Origin of the sequence: Streptomyces sp. NPDC059454 (assembly GCF_042749965.1) — a bacterium.
In the GTDB taxonomy this organism is placed as follows: Bacteria; Actinomycetota; Actinomycetes; order Streptomycetales; family Streptomycetaceae; genus Streptomyces.
This window is the reverse complement of sequence record NZ_JBHYVC010000007.1, coordinates 56404-74335: the sequence shown is the minus strand read 5'-3', so window position 1 is coordinate 74335 and position 17932 is coordinate 56404. Positions and strand designations below refer to the sequence as shown.

The 17932-nt window shown below is 70.6% G+C and carries 17 protein-coding genes and 1 pseudogene; 9 read left to right on the top strand and 9 right to left on the bottom strand.

Translation table 11 applies throughout. The features are described 5' to 3' along the window. Positions 1–498 precede the first annotated feature (498 nt). Positions 499–1932: a hypothetical protein gene (locus tag ACFXAE_RS07140; protein ID WP_384709603.1), complete on the bottom strand. Its 1434-nt coding sequence runs from the start codon at positions 1930–1932 to the stop codon at positions 499–501. A 569-nt stretch (positions 1933–2501) separates the two neighbouring features. On the opposite strand from ACFXAE_RS07140, the gene ACFXAE_RS07135 reads away from it, so the two are divergent. After that, positions 2502–3335, top strand: a complete 834-nt coding sequence (locus ACFXAE_RS07135) for a C40 family peptidase (RefSeq protein WP_384709283.1) — start codon at positions 2502–2504, stop codon at positions 3333–3335. 508 nt (positions 3336–3843) lie between these two features. Here the strand turns inward: ACFXAE_RS07135 and ACFXAE_RS07130 are convergent. Continuing rightward, entirely contained in the window at positions 3844–5127 is a 1284-nt protein-coding gene (locus ACFXAE_RS07130) for a geranylgeranyl reductase family protein (protein WP_384709280.1), read from the bottom strand. Positions 5128–5224: 97 nt separating this feature from the next. Here ACFXAE_RS07130 and ACFXAE_RS07125 point away from each other — a divergent pair, with 97 nt between their 5' ends. After that, positions 5225–5731: a GNAT family N-acetyltransferase gene (locus tag ACFXAE_RS07125; RefSeq protein WP_384709277.1), complete on the top strand. Its 507-nt coding sequence runs from the start codon at positions 5225–5227 to the stop codon at positions 5729–5731. A gap of 119 nt (positions 5732–5850) precedes the next feature. Then, the gene (locus ACFXAE_RS07120; protein WP_384709274.1) at positions 5851–6192 is read left to right on the top strand and encodes a PASTA domain-containing protein; all 342 of its coding nucleotides are present in this window, start codon (positions 5851–5853) and stop codon (positions 6190–6192) included. Here the strand turns inward: ACFXAE_RS07120 and ACFXAE_RS07115 are convergent. The 7 genes and pseudogenes from ACFXAE_RS07115 to ACFXAE_RS07085 form a co-directional block, all read right to left on the bottom strand. Continuing rightward, positions 6179–6874, bottom strand: coding sequence for a demethylmenaquinone methyltransferase (locus ACFXAE_RS07115; RefSeq protein WP_384709271.1), 696 nt, complete (start codon positions 6872–6874; stop codon positions 6179–6181). The genes ACFXAE_RS07120 and ACFXAE_RS07115 overlap by 14 nt on opposite strands. A gap of 169 nt (positions 6875–7043) precedes the next feature. Continuing rightward, the gene (locus ACFXAE_RS07110; protein WP_384709268.1) at positions 7044–7643 is read right to left on the bottom strand and encodes a hypothetical protein; all 600 of its coding nucleotides are present in this window, start codon (positions 7641–7643) and stop codon (positions 7044–7046) included. 7 nt (positions 7644–7650) lie between these two features. Beyond that, the gene (mqnC, locus tag ACFXAE_RS07105) at positions 7651–8850 is read right to left on the bottom strand and encodes a cyclic dehypoxanthinyl futalosine synthase (protein WP_384709265.1); all 1200 of its coding nucleotides are present in this window, start codon (positions 8848–8850) and stop codon (positions 7651–7653) included. A gap of 69 nt (positions 8851–8919) precedes the next feature. Continuing rightward, entirely contained in the window at positions 8920–9786 is an 867-nt protein-coding gene (locus ACFXAE_RS07100; protein ID WP_384709262.1) for a prepilin peptidase, read from the bottom strand. Then, positions 9783–12731 (bottom strand): BTAD domain-containing putative transcriptional regulator, encoded by a 2949-nt coding sequence (locus ACFXAE_RS07095; protein WP_384709259.1) that lies wholly within the window; start codon positions 12729–12731, stop codon positions 9783–9785. Before ACFXAE_RS07095 ends, ACFXAE_RS07100 begins: the two co-directional genes overlap by 4 nt. A gap of 160 nt (positions 12732–12891) precedes the next feature. Then, positions 12892–13206, bottom strand: coding sequence for a hypothetical protein (locus ACFXAE_RS07090; protein WP_384709256.1), 315 nt, complete (start codon positions 13204–13206; stop codon positions 12892–12894). 33 nt (positions 13207–13239) lie between these two features. Further along, positions 13240–13664 (bottom strand): annotated as a pseudogene (locus ACFXAE_RS07085) (ATP-binding protein). Positions 13665–13882: 218 nt separating this feature from the next. Between ACFXAE_RS07085 and ACFXAE_RS07080 the strand changes: the two are divergent. The 6 genes from ACFXAE_RS07080 to ACFXAE_RS07055 all read left to right on the top strand — a co-directional run bounded on the left by ACFXAE_RS07080 (position 13883) and on the right by ACFXAE_RS07055 (position 17930). After that, positions 13883–14734 carry a helix-turn-helix domain-containing protein gene (locus ACFXAE_RS07080; protein WP_384709253.1) on the top strand — a complete coding sequence of 284 codons (852 nt, stop codon included), beginning with the start codon at positions 13883–13885 and terminating at the stop codon, positions 14732–14734. Positions 14735–14740: 6 nt separating this feature from the next. Next, positions 14741–14947 carry a DUF397 domain-containing protein gene (locus ACFXAE_RS07075; protein WP_384709250.1) on the top strand — a complete coding sequence of 69 codons (207 nt, stop codon included), beginning with the start codon at positions 14741–14743 and terminating at the stop codon, positions 14945–14947. A 48-nt stretch (positions 14948–14995) separates the two neighbouring features. After that, a complete protein-coding gene (locus ACFXAE_RS07070; protein WP_384709247.1) occupies positions 14996–15196 on the top strand; it encodes a DUF397 domain-containing protein in 201 nt (66 codons plus the stop codon). A gap of 208 nt (positions 15197–15404) precedes the next feature. Next, positions 15405–16871 (top strand): hypothetical protein, encoded by a 1467-nt coding sequence (locus ACFXAE_RS07065; RefSeq protein ID WP_384709244.1) that lies wholly within the window; start codon positions 15405–15407, stop codon positions 16869–16871. Between the two features lie 26 nt (positions 16872–16897). Beyond that, on the top strand, positions 16898–17293 hold the full coding sequence (locus tag ACFXAE_RS07060; RefSeq protein ID WP_384709241.1) for a hypothetical protein: 396 nt from the start codon (positions 16898–16900) through the stop codon (positions 17291–17293). 31 nt (positions 17294–17324) lie between these two features. Further along, positions 17325–17930 carry a hypothetical protein gene (locus tag ACFXAE_RS07055; protein WP_384709238.1) on the top strand — a complete coding sequence of 202 codons (606 nt, stop codon included), beginning with the start codon at positions 17325–17327 and terminating at the stop codon, positions 17928–17930. The last annotated feature ends 2 nt before the right edge of the window (positions 17931–17932 follow it).

Below are 17932 nucleotides of genomic sequence, written 5' to 3'. Positions count from 1 at the left end.
ACGAACGATCATGAAGTCGGATGAGCGGTGATCTTCACACGCCAAGCATCCACGCGATCACCAAAGGTGACATTTTACCTCGTCAGCGCAGCTCAGGGAGACCGTCTCCATATCAAGATGCTTCCTGCGCATGCAAATTGGTGCTGGACTTGATCTCTTGGTAGAGGAGCGTTCACACATCAGAGGGGGTCGGGAGCGGGATGTGGACGTGTGCACGCGTTCACGAAGTCACGGCGACGCGGTCCGGCCACCGGTCCCTTCGGCTCAGTTCTCAGGAGCCGGGCGGCCGTCAGCACCTGGGAAACACGAAGCCCCGGAGACTCCGGCCCGGCCGGTACGCGGCGGCCGAGGCCGGTACCGGCCACAACCGCACGTGACGGCCCGCTGCCGCCGCCCACGCGCTCACAGCGGCAGCGTCATGCCCGGCTGTCGCACGGTCGTGGAGGGAGAACCGCCTTCGGGCCGTCCGGTCGCCGGCACCAGGGTGAGAGCATCCGGTCAGGGAGCGATCCCCACGCCGTCGATCCGGCTCCACGCGCGCTCCTGCGCGGCCGTCATGGCGGGCCGGTCACGGCCGCCGGGCCGGGGCAGGATCTGCGTGGCGAACGGTGCGGGGCGAAATTCGGGGTCGTAGAGGCATCCGGCGCCATAGGTGCTGTCGAACGAAGCGCAGGACCGTGCGATCGAGCGGGCCGTCGGCTTCTTGCCGGAGCGTACCCAGTCGTCGAGAGCGGATATGGAGTTCGCGTACTCGGACTCGCTCGGCTCGCTGTGCTCGCCCTCTTCGGTGAAGGTCTGGACGAGGTGTTCGTCCCGTCCGGCGCCACGGAGGGTGGCGCGATGGGCCCACTCGGTCTCCACGAAGACCTGCGGGTCGCCGATCGCGTGGAGAGTGGGGACCGGCAGGGAGACCCGGCCCGTGAGGTCGCTGTCGTAGGACAGGTCACGGCGGGCGGTGGGATCGGCCGAGAAGCGGGCCACACCCGCGTTGAGCGCCTCGTCGTCGCGTGAACCCTCGTACCGCACACCCCGGTTGCCGAACGGGTTACGTCCGTCGAGCCTCTTCGACACGATGTCCTGGAACAGGAAGGTCGCGTACAGCGGATGCGAGTCCAGCGACCCCTCGTCGAGACGGGTGACAGCGAGGATGTCGTCGAGGTCGCGCCGCTGCCGCGCGGTCCGCTCCCGCGCGTCCGACTCGATGCCGGTGCACTCCCGCAGACGCGCGAGCACATCGGTGGGGGTCATGGTGGAATCGGCGGGCAGCCCCTGCCACAGCGGGTACTGCGGCTCCGTGGAACGGGGAAGGTTGCGGCAGTAGTACTGGCAGACCGCGCGAAGGTCCACACGGTGGTCGTAGCCACGTGCGCCACCGCCGATGTTCCCACTGGTCAGCAGCATCCCGTCATAGCCGCCCCACTTCTTGCCGTATGTCTCGGCAACCTTGGCGGCGACGTTGCCGCCCCAGGACTGGCCGTGGAGATAGATACGGTCGGGCCTGCCGAAGCGGTCGACGAACAGCCGGCGCACCTGCTCGGTGTCGGCGGCGGCCATCCTGACCCCGTAGCCACCACGGCGGTACGAAGAGCCGGCCCAGGCGTGTCCCTCGTCGACCATCACCGCCCAGCGGTCCAGGTCCTCGGTGGTGCCGGACTCGTCGTGGGAGAAGTCGGGTCCTCCATGGGCATGGACGACCGGGGAGCCGTTCCAGTCCTTCGGGACGGCCATGGTGCAGTACGCGCCGTTGGTGTCCTGGCCGGTGTAGCACGTGGCCTTGCCGGCCAGGCCGGGCGGGCGGCCGGGCGGGCGGGCCACGACCGTGGACTTCGGGGTGCCGGCACCGGTCCGGGGCGGGGCGGGGCGAGGCGCCCTGCGACGCCCCGACGTCGAGCAGGCCCGAGCAAGCCCGAGCAGGCCCGAGCAGGCCGTCATGCCAGGCACGTCCAGCGCGCCGAGACAGGTCGAGGACGGGGCGAGGGAGGTCGAGGGCGGGGCGAGGGAGGTGCCGATCCGCATGGCGCCCCGACCGGAAGGTACGACCCGGTGGGTGAGCTCCGCCATCGTGATCGACTGCTCACGGCCAGGTCCTCGAGGCGGGCGGGCGCCACCTGGCGGGTCAGCCTGTCCCGCCGTGCACGGAACGTCCGGGAATGATCACCGGCGGCACGGAGAAGCCGGCGGGCCGTCCGTGAGGGACGTTCCCTTCCGTCGGGCGATCCCGGCGGCCGGCCGGAGCGCGGCCGGTCCTCCCGGACGCGTCGGTGCGGGTAATCGTTCCGTGACCTCCGCCACATTCACGAGAGGCGCAGGAGAGGAGGGGTTGGCCAACCAGCCCAACCGATGGTAAGCGTGGGGCAATTCGGGCGTAACGATGAAAGTACGTGATCACGGGCCGATCACGGACGTCCGCAATGTCCGTTAGGGCGTCACCAAAAAGCGACACGCCCGGGATTCGAAGCCCTGATTGAACAACTGTGGCGCAGCACACGTTTCTTGAAGATATGAAGCAGCGCCTGGTACCGGTTGTTCCCATGTCCCACACCGCTCACATACGCAGCCACCGGAAGCCCCGCCGTACCGCGTCGTCCACGATGGCGATGCGGGCCGGAGTTGCCGGTGGCGTCCTCAGCACCCTGGCAGTGGCTGGGGCGTCGGGTTCGGCGAACGCCGCCGAGCCGGTGACGCAGACCCTCGAGCTGCCCACCCTGACGGCCGACCTGGCCGCTCAGGCCGCCCAGTCCGCGGACGCCACGCAGCAGGCGGCCGCGAACTACCAGCTGCAGGCCGAGCGTGACACGGCCGCCAAGGAGGCCGCCAAGGAGGCCAAGGCGGACCTCGCCGTGGCCAAGAAGAAGGCCGAGGCGAAGAAGAAGGCCGCCGAGGAGGCCCGCAAGGCCGCCGCCGAGCGCGCCACGCGCGACGCCGAGCGCACCACCCTCGCCGCCACCGCCACCACCGCGACCGCCTCCGCGCCGGCCAGCGGCAGCGTCGCGACGGTCATCGCCTTCCTGCAGGCGCAGGTGGGCGACGCCTACGTCATGGGCGCCTCGGGCCCCAACGCCTGGGACTGCTCCAGCCTGGTCCAGGCCGCGTTCAAGCAGGTCGGCGTCGACCTGCCGCGCGTCTCGCAGGACCAGTCCATGGCCGGCACCGACATCCCGCTGTCCCAGGTCCAGGTCGGCGACATCCTCTACTGGGGCGGCAAGGGTTCCGCGTACCACGTGGGTGTCTACATCGGCAACGGCCAGTACCTGGACGCCGCCAACTCCGCCAAGGGCGTCGTCATCCAGGACCTTTCGGGCTACCCCGCGTCGGGCGCCGTGCGCGTGCTCTGAGCCGCACCTCGTCATGGCCGGAAGGGCCGCTGCCGCTCGGGGGCAGCGGCCCTCCGGCGCTCCCTCGCATCGGACCAAGATCGCCCGATTGCCCGAATTATCCCGCCACGTCGGCGGATTGCCGGTACCGGTACGTACCGGCCGGACGCCGTACGGCCCCGTGACGGCCCCTCACGGCGCCCCGGCACGGACGCCGACGGCCCGGGTCCGTCCTCCGGACCCCGGCCGTCCACAGCGCCGCTCACGGCTTCACGCCGCGCGGGTGCTCACTCACGCCTCTCAGGCGATGACCCCGCCCGTCCGCCGCGCACGGCGACGCACGACCACGACCACGCCCGCGCCGAGGCCCGGCGCCGGCAGCCCCGGCTCGCCCTTGGCGTTCCCGGCGACCCGTTCGCCGTACGGGACGCGCCCGAGCGGCTGCGTCCCGTACGGCGCCGGCCGAAGTCGAGCAGTTGTCCACGGACGCATCACGCGGTGATCGCGGTGGAACATCCGGCCGGACCGGTCACGCCTTCGGCGCCACCTTGCTCAGACCGTTGATGATGCGGTCCATCGCGTCGCCGCCCGTCGGGTCCGTCAGGTTGGCGAGCAGCTTCAGGGTGAACCTCATCAGCATCGGGTGCGTCAGCCCGCGCTGTGCGGCGATCTGCATGACCTTCGGGTTGCCGATGAGCTTCACGAAGGCCCGGCCGAGCGTGTAGTAGCCGCCGTAGGTGTCCTTCAGCACCCGCGGATAGCGCTGGAGCGCGATCTCCCGCTGGGCCGGGGTGGCCCGCGCGTGGGCCTGGACGATCACGTCGGCGGCGATCTGCCCGGACTCCATGGCGTAGGCGATGCCCTCGCCGTTGAAGGGGTTCACCAGACCGCCCGCGTCGCCGACCAGCAGCAGGCCGCGCGTGTAGTGCGGCTGGCGGTTGAAGGCCATGGGGAGCGCTGCGCCGCGGATCGGGCCGGTCATGTTGTCCGGGGTGTAGCCCCAGTCCTCCGGCATCGAGGCGCACCAGGCCTTGAGGACCTCGCGCCAGTCCAGCTCCTTGAAGGAGTCGGAGGTGTTGAGCACGCCGAGGCCGACGTTGCTCGTCCCGTCCCCCATGCCGAAGATCCAGCCGTAGCCGGGCAGCAGACGGTCCTGCGGGCCGCGGCGGTCCCACAGCTCCAGCCAGGACTCCAGGTAGTCGTCGTCGTGGCGGGGCGAGGTGAAGTACGTGCGGACCGCGACGCCCATCGGGCGGTCCTCGCGGCGGTGCAGGCCCATCGCCAGGGACAGCCGGGTGGAGTTGCCGTCGGCGGCCACGACCAGCGGGGCGTGGAAGGTGACCTCCCGCTTGTCCTCGCCGAGCTTGGCCTTCACCCCGGTGATGCGCCCGGTGCGGTCGTCGACGATCGGCGCGCCGACGTTGCAGCGCTCGTACAGCCGGGCGCCCGCCTTCTGGGCCTGCCGGGCGAGCTGCTCGTCGAAGTCGTCGCGCTTGCGGACCAGGCCGTAGTCGGGGAAGGAGGCGAGTTCCGGCCAGTCGAGCTGGAGGCGGACACCGCCGCCGATGATGCGCAGGCCCTTGTTGCGCAGCCAGCCGGCCTCCTCGGAGATGTCGATGCCCATCGCGACGAGTTGCTTCGTGGCGCGCGGGGTGAGGCCGTCGCCGCAGACCTTCTCGCGCGGGAACTCGGTCTTCTCCAGCAGGAGCACGTCGAGTCCGGACCGGGCCAGGTGGTAGGCGGTGGTGGAGCCGGCCGGCCCCGCGCCTACGACAATGACGTCTGCGGTGTTGTCGGAGAGGGGCTCGGTCACGGCGGGATCTCCCCAAGTTCGAAATCTGCGTGCCGACCGGCACTGGACACGGGCAGTCTATTCAGCACGATTGATCACCCGGCTGAAGGGCTGCCCCGTGAACCGAGCTCTCCCCGTCGTACGGCTGCGCGTCCCCACCCACGAGGACGCCTTCGTCTGGCACCGGATCTTCGACGACCCGGACGTCATGGAGTTCCACGGCGGCGCGTCGGCGGAGCTGTCGGTCTACGAGGAGCTCACCGCCCGCCAGCGCCGCCACGACGCCCAACTCGGCTTCTGCCTGTGGAGCATGCTCGACGAGTCCGGCCGGGTCATCGGCTTCACCGGCGCCCAGCCGTGGGAGCGCGACTGGGGCCCGACGGGCGAGATCGAGATCGGCTGGCGGCTCGCGCGGGAGCACTGGGGCAAGGGGTACGTCACCGCGGCGGCCCGGCAGACGCTGGAGCGGGTGACAGCGGCGGGCCCGAAGGGCGTGGTGGCGATGGTGGACGCCCGCAACTCCCGTTCCATAGCGGTGACCCGGCGGCTCGGGATGCGCCTCGCCGAGACGTTCACGATCCCGCCCGACCCGCGCGAGGCCCACTGCTACCGGCTGGACCTCTGACCCCGAGACCCGACCGTCACTCCGAGTAACCAATTGTCACGGAAAGCCACTCAATGCTTCCGGCGGGCCCGGCACCGGGTCTACTCTGCCGGTACCGCTTGGGGGTGACGTCCGTGCGTATGACACCCAGGACCCCGACACCCGAAGTGCGCGTACCGCGCCTGGTCGGACTGATGGCCGTGGACGCGCGCGAGTCGGCCCGGGCCCGGGGCCTGTCCGTCGACGCCCCGGACCGGCCGGACTTCCGGCTCGCCGTCGTCGACTACGTCGTACGCCAGTATCCGCAGCCCGGCACCGAGGTGCCGCGGGACTCCGTGGTGCACGTGTGGTTCGACTTCGGTGAGGGCGAGGGCGGCGGAGGGGTGCGCGAGCCGCGCGGGCCGGTGCCGCCCACGGGCGGACTCCAGCGGGAACTGGAGGAGCCCGCCCTCCCCCACGCGGTGGTGCTCAGCTCTCCTTGAACCCCCGGTGCAGCGCCACCACTCCGCCCGTGAGGTCGCGCCACGCCACCTTCGACCAGCCGGCGCCCTGCAGACGTCCGGCCAGCGCGGGCTGGTCGGGCCAGGCACGGATGGACTCGGCGAGGTAGACGTACGCGTCCGGGTTGGACGACACCGACCGGGCGACCGGCGGCAGCGCGCGCATCAGGTACTCGGTGTAGACGGTGCGGAACGGCGCCCACGTCGGATGCGAGAACTCGCAGATGACGATCCGCCCGCCGGGCCGGGTCACCCGGCGCATCTCGCGCAGGGCCGCGTCCGTGTCCTGCACGTTGCGCAGCCCGAAGGAGATGGTGACGGCGTCGAAGACGTCGTCCTTGAAGGGCAGCCGGGTCGCGTCGCCGGCCGTGTACGGGAGCCAGGCGTTGTTCCGCTTGCCGACCCGGAGCATGCCCTGGGAGAAGTCGCAGGGCACGACGTAGGCGCCGGCGCGGGCGAAGGGCATCGACGAGGTGCCCGTGCCGGCCGCCAGGTCCAGGATCTTCTGCGCGGGCCGGGCGTCGACGGCCTTCGCGACCTCCTTGCGCCATCGCCGGTCCTGGCCGAGGGACAGCACGTCGTTCGTCAGGTCGTATCTTTCCGCGACGTCGTCGAACATCGAGGCGACTTCGTGCGGCTGCTTGTCCAGGGATGCGCGGGTCACGCGCCCATTCTTGCAGTACCCCCTCCCGGCAGGAGCGTCGGCTTCCGGCGCGCGGCGACGTCCTCGACCCAGCCGCACTTCGGGAAGGCGTTCGCGGGGTGAGGACCGCGCCGCCACGGACCGGCGCCGCCACGGACCGGCGCCGCCACGGACCGGCGCCGCCACGGGGTCAGCGCCGCCGGTACACCAGGCGGCCGCCCACGACGGTGGCCACACACGTGGACGCGCCGTCCCGCACGAGGGCGTCCCGGTCGGGCACGTCGAACACCGCGAACCGCGCGGGTCTCCCGGCGCCGAGGCCCGGCAGCAGCACGAGAGGAACCGGGGAGAGCGCCGCGGGCCCGGGCAGTGCGGCCGGACGCCCCGCCAGGGCGAGCCCGGCCCTGCGCACCGCGTCCAGGGCCTCGCGGCCGCGCAGCTCACCGGCGACCGCGACCGTTCCGTGCGCCAGCATGCGCTGCACTCCGCGGCGTGCGCTGGCGCCCCGCACGGACGGTCCGGCGGCCAGGAGTGCCCGCGCGCGCTCCCCGAACACCGGCTCGGTACCGAGCCGGTCCGCCTCGCGCGGGTCGGGGTGGTACGCCTGCTCCAGCAGTTCCGGACCGTAGGGGTTGAGCAGACCGGGCGTCAGGATGCCGGGCCACCGCCGCAGCCGGGCGCCCGGGTGACCGGCGGCCAGCTGTTCGTACGGGCCGACGGCGGCGATGTGCGCGCCGTCGACCACGACGGCGGCCTCGGGCGAGGCGTCGGCGGTGTGAAGGGTCAGCACGGGGACGTCAGTTGGCGGACAGGAGCTTCAGCTCCGGGTGGGCCGTGCCGCCCTCGATGGCCGTGGAGGAGATGTGGGAGACCACGCGCTCGTCGACGGGATCGTTCGCCGGGTCGTCGTGGACCACGAGGTGCTCGTACGTCGTCGACCGCTGTGCCGGGACCCGGCCCGCCTTGCGGATCAGGTCGATGATCTCCAGCCGGTTGGAGCGGTGCTTGGCACCGGCGGAGGAGACCACGTTCTCCTCCAGCATGATGGAGCCGAGGTCGTCCGCGCCGTAGTGCAGGGAGAGCTGGCCGACCTCCTTGCCGGTGGTCAGCCAGGAGCCCTGGATGTGGGCCACGTTGTCCATGAACAGCCGGGCGATGGCGATCATCCGCAGGTACTCGAAGAGGGTGGCCTGGGTGCGGCCCTTCAGGTGGTTGTTCTCGGGCTGGTAGGTGTACGGGATGAACGCGCGGAAGCCGCCCGTGCGGTCCTGCACGTCACGGATCATCCGCAGGTGCTCGATCCGCTCGGCGTTGGTCTCGCCGGTCCCCATGAGCATGGTGGACGTGGACTCGACACCCAGCCCGTGCGCGATCTCCATGATCTCCAGCCAGCGCTCGCCGGACTCCTTGAGCGGCGCGATGGCCTTGCGCGGGCGGGCGGGAAGCAGCTCGGCGCCCGCGCCGGCGAAGGAGTCGAGCCCGGCCGCGTGGATGCGGGTGATCGCCTCCTCGACGCCCACCTTGCTGATCCGCGCCATGTGCTCGACCTCGCTCGCCCCCAGGCTGTGGATGACGAGCTGCGGGAACTCCTTCTTGATGGCGGCGAAGTGCTTCTCGTAGTACTCGACGCCGTAGTCCGGGTGGTGACCGCCCTGGAACATGATCTGCGTACCGCCGAGCTCGACGGTCTCGGCGCAGCGCCGCAGGATGTCGTCGAGGTCGCGGGTCCAGCCCTTCGCCGTGTCCTTGGGGGCCGCGTAGAAGGCGCAGAACTTGCACGCCGTGACGCACACGTTCGTGTAGTTGATGTTCCGCTCGATGATGTACGTCGCGATGTGCTCCGTACCGGCGTACCGGCGCCTGCGGACGGCGTCGGCGGCGGCGCCCAGCGCGTGCAGCGGGGCGTCGCGGTAGAGGTCGAGGGCCTCCTCGGGGGTGATCCGCCCACCGGCGGCGGCACGGTCGAGGATGGGCTGAAGGTCGGCCTTCTCGGTCACCGGTGTCCCTTTCGCGCAAGGTGTGGGCGGACCGATCCAGCGTACGTCAGCCGGGTCCGGCGGTTGACGTCAGGCCGTGTACGCGCCGATCAGCAGCCCGGCGAAAGCCCCGCTGATCAGGAACGGTCCGAACGGGATCGCCGTCTTGCGTCCCGCCTTCCGGGCGACGACGAGGGCGCCCCCGTACAGCGCCCCGAAGACGAACCCGGCGAGGGTGCCGAGCATCACGGTCGGCCAGCCGTACCAGCCGAGGACGGCGCCCGCGCCGAGCGCGAGCTTGACGTCGCCGAAGCCCATGCCGGCCGGGTTGACGAGGAACAGCACGAAGTAGGCGGCGCCCAGCGCGAGCGCGCCCAGCAGCGCGGTGGTCCACTCCCCCGCGTGCTCGGGGGTGAGGGCGGCCAGGCCGAGCAGGGTGAGGGCGGCCCCGGCGAACGGCAGGGTGAGCGGGTCGGGCAGCCGCTGCACCCGGAAGTCGACCACCGCCAGCAGCACGCCGACGGGCGCGAGCAGCAGCCAGACGCCCAGCTCGGGCCGGGTCCCGGTGGCGGCGGCGAGGGCGGCGCAGACGAGGGCGGTGACGGCGGCGGGAGCGGCGCCGGGTCCGTACGAAGGGCCCACGCCCGGTCCGTACGACGGGTCCGCGCCCGGTCCGTGCGACGGGCCCGTGCCCGTTCCGTGCGACAGGTCCACGCCCGGTCCGTGCGACAGGTCCGCGCCCGGTCCGTACGACGGGTCCGCGCACGGCCCGCACCGGGCCCGTCCGAGCCAGCCGCCGACCGGGTGCCCCGCCGGGCACGCCGTCCGCCACTCCTCCCCCGGCGGGACGGAGAACCGGTAGGCCGCGCGGGGCAGCACCGCGCCGGCCGCCGCGCCCCACAGCGCGGCGGCGACGATCAACGCGACGTCCAGGTGGTCGCTCAGGTAGTCGCTCATCCCGCCGCGGCGACCGCGTCGCGCCAGGCCGGCAGCAGTTCGTCGAGCAGCGCCTCGGTGCGCGGCGGCAGCCCGCGGGCGCCGCTGCGGCCGACGAGGTCGGCGGCGAGGGCGGTGAGCCGCTCGGGGTCGTCGAGGGCGTGGGTGGCGCGCAGCAGCTCGTTCCACAGCCGCTCGTCGGCCGGGGCGGTGCGCAGCGCGGCCTCGATCGCCTCGATGGCCTTCTCCGCGCGGTTCTTCTCCAGGTGGAACTCGGAGAGCGCCAGTCCGGTGTCCGCGACGAGCAGCGGGAGCTGGGCGTCGACGATCTCGTGGGTGAGCCAGCGGTAGCGGCCCTCGGGCCGGTCGGCGAGCAGCGGACCGCGCACCAGCACCAGCGCGTCGGTGAGCAGCCGTCCGCGTACGGCCCGGCTGTCGACACCCCTGCCCTGGGTGGCCTCGTGGTACAGCGACCGCAGCACGTCCAGGTCGGAGACGACGGACTTGGCGAGCGTGAGCCGTCCGGTGTCGTCCGTGCCGAGGCGGGGGGTGCCGTCGGGGTCGGTGCCGAGCCAGGCGCGCAGCCGCTCGACGAGCGCCTCGCGCACGTCGTCGGTGACGCCACGCGGCCACAGCGCGGACGACAGCACGCGTGGGTGCACGCCCTCGCGGTGCAGGAGCAGCAGCGCGAGCGCCTCGTGGAGCAGGGCGCTGCGCTCGCCGTCCGGGGTGTCGAGGCCGATGATCTCGTACGGTCCGACCAGTCGCGCGTAGACGGCGGGCCGCCCCTGCTCGCTGATGTCGACGAGGAACGGCGGGGTGGTGACGGGCCCGTCGGGTCCGCGCTCGGGGTCGGCGTCGGTGAACAGCTCGACGACCGCGCGTTGTTGGGCGGCGGGCAGGAGCTGGGCGTCGAGTTCCAGGCCGAGGAGGGGCGCGAGCAGCTTGCCCTCGCCGGTGATCTCCATCTCCCAGGCGGCGCCCGGCAGATCACCGCTGCCGGTGCCGACGAGGTAGCCGATGCCGAGGCGGCTCGCGTCGGCGGCGAGTTCGGCGAGCGTGACGGCGTCCTCGGCGGACGGCTCGGCGGCGAGCAGCACGAGGTGCGGGGCCCAACGGGTGTGCTGGGCGGGGCCGGTGCGCCCGGTGAGCACGGAGTCGTGCCCGGCGGCGCCGAGCGCGCCGCGCCGCTGCCGCGTCTCGGCCTCCATGGTCTCGATCAGCGCCTCGATGCCGTCGAGGTGGCGGAGGCGGTTGGGCGCGAGGGGGGTCAGGTCCTCGCCGAATCCGACGAGGGTGATCGTCATCCGGTCCGACCAGCCGTTGGTGGCCAGCTCGGCGGCGACGGAGGCGAACACGGCGGCCCGGTCGGCCTCGCTGCCGCTCAGCGAGACGATGCCGGGGACGGACTCCAGGTTGAGCAGCAGCCGCGAGTCGTCCATGGTGCCGAGGCTGACGAGGCCCGGGTAGGGGGCGGCGGTGTCGGCGTCCTCGTACCGCCCGGCGTCGTCCTTGGCCAGCGTCCAGAACGTCTGGTCCTGCCCGTGCTGCCAGGGCGCCGGCGGCTTCCCCGAAGGCTGGGCAAGCTGGAGGTGCAGGTCGCCGTTGCTGAGCCAGGCCGCGTAGACGGTGGGCAGCGGACGGGACTCGGCGGCGAGGGACGCGGCGAGCCCGCGCAGCGACCGGTCGAGCAGCCGTACGCCCTCGGGGTCGGCGCCGACCAGCAGCGCGTCCTGCACGTCCTGGGCGTCCCCGGCCGGCGTGGGCGGCTCCATCCCGCGCCGCCCGCCGACACCGCCGAACGCCGACTGCCACAGCGCCTGCCGACGCCGGTGCCCGAGCGCGCCGAGAAGGCCGGCGGCGAGGAGGGGCGCGGCGAGGAGGGCTTCGGGAAGGCCGAAGGAGGAGGACTCCTGGGCGGGGGTGGCGTGCTGCCGTTCCTGCTGATGGCCGGCGTGGTCGTTCGCGGGGGCGGGCGCGGGCGCGGGCCGCTGCTCCGGCACGGAGACCTGAGCGGCACCACTGCCGGCTCCGCCGCCCTGCGCGTGGTCCCCGGTCCTGTCGTAGTCGCGGATCTGCTGCCGCACCTCGGGCGAGACCTCGGGCGCCTCGTCCGGCATCTCGACGAGGTCACCGCCGCGCGCGTCGCCGGGCATCTCCATGATCCAGCCGGGCCGGATCAGACTGGCCTCGGACAGCTTGGAACCGTCGGGCTGCGTACGGTCCTTGTTGAGCTCGAAGATCTCCTTGTACCGGCGTCCGTCACCGAGGTGCCGCTCGGAGATCTCCCAGAGCGAGTCGTGGTGACGTCCCTCGGGCGGCTGGATCCGGTAGAACTTCGTGTCGCCCTGCTGCTTGGCGCTGCTGCCCGCCGCCGCTTCGGCGTGCGACGCCTGCTCGGCGAGCGCGGCGGCGGCACCGGCGGCCTGCTCCTGCTGCTGGGCGAAGAAGCCGGGGGTCTGCTGGGCGGCGGCGGCCACGGCGGGCCGCTGGTTGCCCTCGAGGCCCTGCCCGAGCTGGCTCAGTCCCGGAGCGAAACTGGCGGCGGTCGCGCCGACGAGCAGCAGCGCGGCGACGAGCTGACGGGCGAGCAGCTGGCTGGGCCCGGCACCGGGCACCCGTCCCGGCACCCCGACCCCCGACAGCGCGGCCTTCATCTCGACGAGCACGCACGCGGTGAACTGCGCCCAGGCGAGCCAGACGACGAAGGTCAGGATGGAGAGGAAGGTCTCGACGGAGATGTCCTGCTTGAGCCACTCCATCGGCTCGAACGTCTCCGGGAGCGGCCAGCCGGCGGTGACCGCCAACGCGAACGGCACCCCGACGAGCAGCACGGCCAACGCCACGAAGGCGAGGAACGCCTTGACGAAGTCCCCGAACGACCGACGCCGCACCCGCACCGGCTGCGGTGTCCGGTTCCTCGGAGCCGTCGAGCTGGACGGGCTGGGACTGCGGCGTCGCGGCATGGCGGGTGTCCTGGGGTCGTGTGGGAGGAGGGTCTGCTGAGCCTACGGGGATCTTATTGACTCGAATGGCCGCAGTCGAAGGGCTCCTCCCACCGCAACTTCCCCGACGGCACCACAGGACCGGTCGATCAACCGCTGAAGCCGGTCCCTCAGCGGCGCGTCAGCCCGCCCGATCAGCGAACAGAGCATCCGCATCGGTCACCTGCATGGCCCGGCTTGCCCAGGCCATGAGCTGCTCCGGGTCGGAGCAGGCGTTCACCCTCCCGCGGATGTCGTCCGTGACCTCAAGGGGTCCGGCGTCCGCGAGAGCCAGGACGAACTCGGCGAGCAACTCCGGCGACCAGTTCGCCTCGGCGGTCGTCTCCAGGTAGGCCCGCAGAAAGGCAGGGTGCCCGAAAAGGATCATCGGCGGGCACCCGTCGTCGTCATGACAGTCGCGGTGCTCAGCAGCCGGCTCAGTCGATGAGCTGACCATCGGCTCTCCTTCCTGGTCGGCACGATCAACGCGTCAGGCCGCGACGAGGTCACACCACACGTACTTGCCCCGGCTGCCGTCCCTCGCATGGGGCTGCCAGCCCCAGAGGTCCGCACAGGCCCGCACCAGGGCCAGCCCCCGCCCCTCCTCCGCCTCGGTGAGCCGCTCCCAGCGCCCGGCGGCCCGGGCGGTTCCGGGTCCGTGTCCCACGCCCCGATCCGCAGCACGCCGTCCGACCAGCGCACGCGCAGCGCCGCCGGCCCCTTCGTGTGCCGTACGGAGTTGGCGACCAGCTCCGTCGCCAGCAGTTCGGCGGTGTCGACGAGGCCGATCAGGCCGTGCATCGTGAGGATCAGCCGGAGGGTGCGGCGGCAGATGGTCACGGCCCGTGGGTCGTTGGGGATGAACAAGGTGTACTCCCATGAGGTGGCGGCCTCTTCGACGCCGGGTTCGGGCATGCGTGGACTCCTGTCAGGGATGGGAGATGGCCGGGCGGTGACTCCGCCGCATCCGTCATGGCATGACGGAGCGGTGCGCTTCCGGAACCCCGGGTGCCACAGAGTGTGCGTCGCATCACTGACAGTAGGGCCAAAATTTGGGCCCATGCAAGCCATTGCCATACTCTTCACCCCGAACGTGTCACTGCCGGTCGGCAGTTGAAGGCGAGGAGCACGCCATGCCGCGCAGGCAGCAGGCCACCGCACGCCAGGAGCGACTGGGCACTGAACTGCGGAAACTACGGGAGGCCGCAGGGCTCAAGGGGCGCGAAGCCGCCGCGCTGCTCGGTACCGACTCGGCACAGGTGAGTCAGATCGAGGCCGGCGTGGCAGGCGTCAGTGAAACGCGCGTACGACAACTCGCCGCCCACTACTCCTGCACGGATGAGAAGTTGGTCGAGGCACTGGTCGCCATGGCCACCGACCGGACACGTGGTTGGTGGGAGCGATACAAGGGCCTGCTGCCCCCGTCGTTCCTGGACCTCGCCGAGCTGGAGCACCACTGCACCCACCGACAGGACATCGAGTTCCTGCACGTACCCGGCCTCTTCCAGACGGAGGACTACGCTCGCGCGGTCTTCTCCTACCGGGTCCCCGAACTGCCCCGTGACGACCTCGAACTGCGTGTGAGACACCGGATGGAACGCAGGCAGATCATCGAGGAACCCCGGCCCGTCCCGTACACAGCCGTCATCCACGAGGCGGCTCTACGCATCCGCGTGGGCGATCGGACCGCCACACACGCTCAGCTCCTCCGCATCCTGGAACTCTCCGAGGCACACCACATCACCGTGCGCGTCATCCCCTTCGACCTGGACGGCTTCGCGGGAGCCACCAACGCCATGATGTACGTGAGCGGTGCCGTACCCAGACTGGACACGGCCGTACGGGACGCACCGCAAGGTGCCGCCTTCATCGACTCCGAAGCCCAGCTCAGCGCTCTCCGTACGCTCTTCCATATGGTGGAGTCCGCGTCTCTCGAACCTGCACGCTCACGCGATTTCATCCACCGTCTGGCGAAGGAGCTGTAAGGCACCATGACCACACCCGAACGCTGGCAGAGGGCGTCCCACTCCGGAAGCGGCGACGGCAACAACTGCGTGGAAATAGCCCGCTCCCCCACCTGCACAGCCATACGCGACTCCAAACACCCCACCCACGGCCCCCTCTCCTTCCCTCCCGCCGCCTTCAACGCGTTCGTCCAAGCCCTCAAGCCTGAAGCCGGGTCACCGGTCGATCAGTGACTTGAAGGCGTTCCGTACATCGGATGGCGAAGGAGCTGTAAGGCAAACGTGACCACACCCGAAACCTGGCGAAGGTCGTCCCACTCCGGCGGCGACGGCAACACCTGCGTGGAGATCGCGCCGCTGCGCACCCGAGTCGCCATACGCGACTCCAAACACCCCACCCACGGCCCCCTCTCCTTCCCGGCCCCCGCTTTCAGCGCCTTCGTCGAAGCCCTCAAGTCAGGCAGCTCACCGGCCAGTCGGTGACCGTAGCGGCTGGTCACACCCCTGTTCGCATCACGCCTGGTAAGTTCGCCGCACGTTCCGACACGGACGGTGCAGGCGTTACGGGGGTACACACGTGTCACACAGGCCGACGGACTGGCACATACTCGACCTGGAGAAGGACCCGACTCCGGGTGATCCGCAGCGTATCCGGAAACTCGCCGGCACCCTGCACGACTTCGCCGACGACGTGGGCGAGGCGCTGCGGGACCTCAAGGGGATCGCCAAGGAGGACGAGATCCTCTCCTGGGCAGGCAAGACGGCCGACGTCTTCGCGGAGGAGTTCGCGGACGCACCCAAGCGGTTGCGGAAACTGAAGAAGTCGTACGACCTGGCAGGGGACGCCCTCACCGACTTCTGGCCGGACCTGGAGGACGCTCAGGAGAAGGCCGACAAAGCGCTGCGGGACGGCCGCAAGGCACGCGCCGAACTCACCACCGCCCAGCAGGCGCTGACCGACGCCAATGACTGGGTGCGCACCGCGGCCCAGAAAGTGGACTCCTACGACCCGTCGAAGAACGGCGGCAAGGAGATCCCCAAGCCCGACGAGAACGAGATCCGTCGCGCCACGCGCAACGCCCAACACGCCAAGTCCCGTCAGGACACGGCCGAGCGGAAGGTCGAGGCGGCCGAGAGCGCCCTCGAAGCGGCCAAGAAGCTCGCCGCCCAGGCGAAGGGCCTCCGCGAAGAGGCCGCCCGCCGCACGGTGACCAAGCTGAGAGAGGCATCCGACGCCGGCATCCCCAACCGCAGTTGGTGGGAGGAGATCGGCGACTGGGTCACCGACAACTGGGACGAGATCGTCACCGTCTGCAAGTGGGTCGTCGCCGTCGTCGGCATCATCGTGATGATCGTGGGCGGACCGCTGGGCTGGCTGGTCTTCGCTGCGGCCCTGGTCGTGATGGCCGATACGTTAAGAAAAGTCATCAAGGGCCAGGCAGGCTGGGGAGACCTGTTGTGGGCCGCCCTCGACTGCATCCCCGCCACGAAGGGCTTCACCAGCCTCGCCAAGCTGGGCAAGCTGTGGAAAGCCGGCGGCCTCAAGGCACTCGGCGGCGGCTTCATGGGCGGAATCGGCGGTGGCCTCAAGAACCTCGCCAACAGCGTCCGCACGCTGAAGAACGTCCGGCTGCTCACCTTCAGCATGATGGGGAAAAGCCGTTGGTGGAAGGCGGATTCAGCACATGTGGGCCCTCCTGGACGGGCCGCCGACGACGCTCTTCCCTCAGACGTCCCGGTTTACCACAAGGACGGAGCAACCGCTATTGGCTACGATCCCGCCACTCTGCGGAACTTCGATGTGGCGAAGCGGCTCCCGGGATATCAAGATGTCATCATCCACGGCACGAGAGACGGACTCATGATTGCCGGTGAGGCGAACCGCGCAGGAGCGAGGGCAGGGGGTCACATCGTTCATCCGAATCACGTTCTTGATACAATCAATCGAATACCTGGCTATAGCGGTGAACCCGTCAGAATGCTCACCTGTCATTCAGGAGCCGCCCAGCCGCAGGCGATTCAAAACCTGGCGAACTCCCTTGGAGTTCCCGTCAAGGCTCCGACCAACGCTGTCGGCGTCCCGAGCTACGGCGAAGGTCCCTTCACACCACACATCAAGGACGGCGGAGTCTGGCTCACTTTCCTTCCCATGGTCTGAGGACAGCGGCGCTGCAAGGAGTATCGATGATTCGGCCTGTTGGATTCTTCACTGAACTGTCACCCGGATGGGGACTTCCCGAGGACGGGTCCATCAAGGACGCCGTCAGGCCCTCCGGGGAGCCGGACGAGCGGAGGATCCTGGACTATCTGAGGAACGGAACGGAAATCTGGAGCGAGATGAGCGCCGGACCGGACGTCCTGGACCCCGAGGCGCCGAACATGACGGGCATCGGGTCACTGATCACGGACGGAATCTGGCTCTGGCGGGAAGATCTCCCCTACTACATCGCCACATACCATGTATCCCTTCCGGATGATTTCCTCGAACACATCCGGTCCCTGGATTACGCGGCACCGGCGGTGCCGGAGAGCCGACTGATCGAAATCTCGACCGAGGACCTCGGTATCAGCCTGGACTAGGCTGCCGGACCGAATGAGAAAGAGTTCACCGATGCCGAGCTTTTCACTGGCGGTCCCGGACTCCTGGTGGGAGTTCGCCATCCGCCCCGAAGGGCGGGAAGCGACCATCCGTGCACTGGTCGACGAGCGCGTCCGGGACGTTCCCGAACTCGCCCCCTACCGCACCGATCTGACCACCATGCTCCGCAAGATGGCCAAGGACGCCCACGACTCCGGTGCGCTCTATCTGGGCTGCATGGCGGAGAACTTCGACGGGGTCCCTCTCTCTGCCACCGTCACGGTCTCGGTGCTCGGCGCGAAGAATCAGCAGGGCGTCGCCCTGTCCACAGATCCGCGCGCCATCGCCGAGAGCCTGCGGACCATCACAGCCCGCCGCGAGGGCGACGCCTGGCGCAAGGTGACGACCGTCGAGATTCCCGAGGTCGGCGTGGCCGCTCGGACCTACGGCGTCGAGGACGTCCCCGTCGCCCAGGGCGACAGCCGTACCCTGCGTATGGTGCTGACCCAGACGTACATCCCCGTGCCGGGAACCTCCGACCAGGTCGCACTCGTCTCGGGAGCCAGCCCGGTGCTCGACCTCGCGGAGGCGTTCCATGACGTCTTCGACGCGGTGACGAGTACATTCCGGTTCGTCTAGAC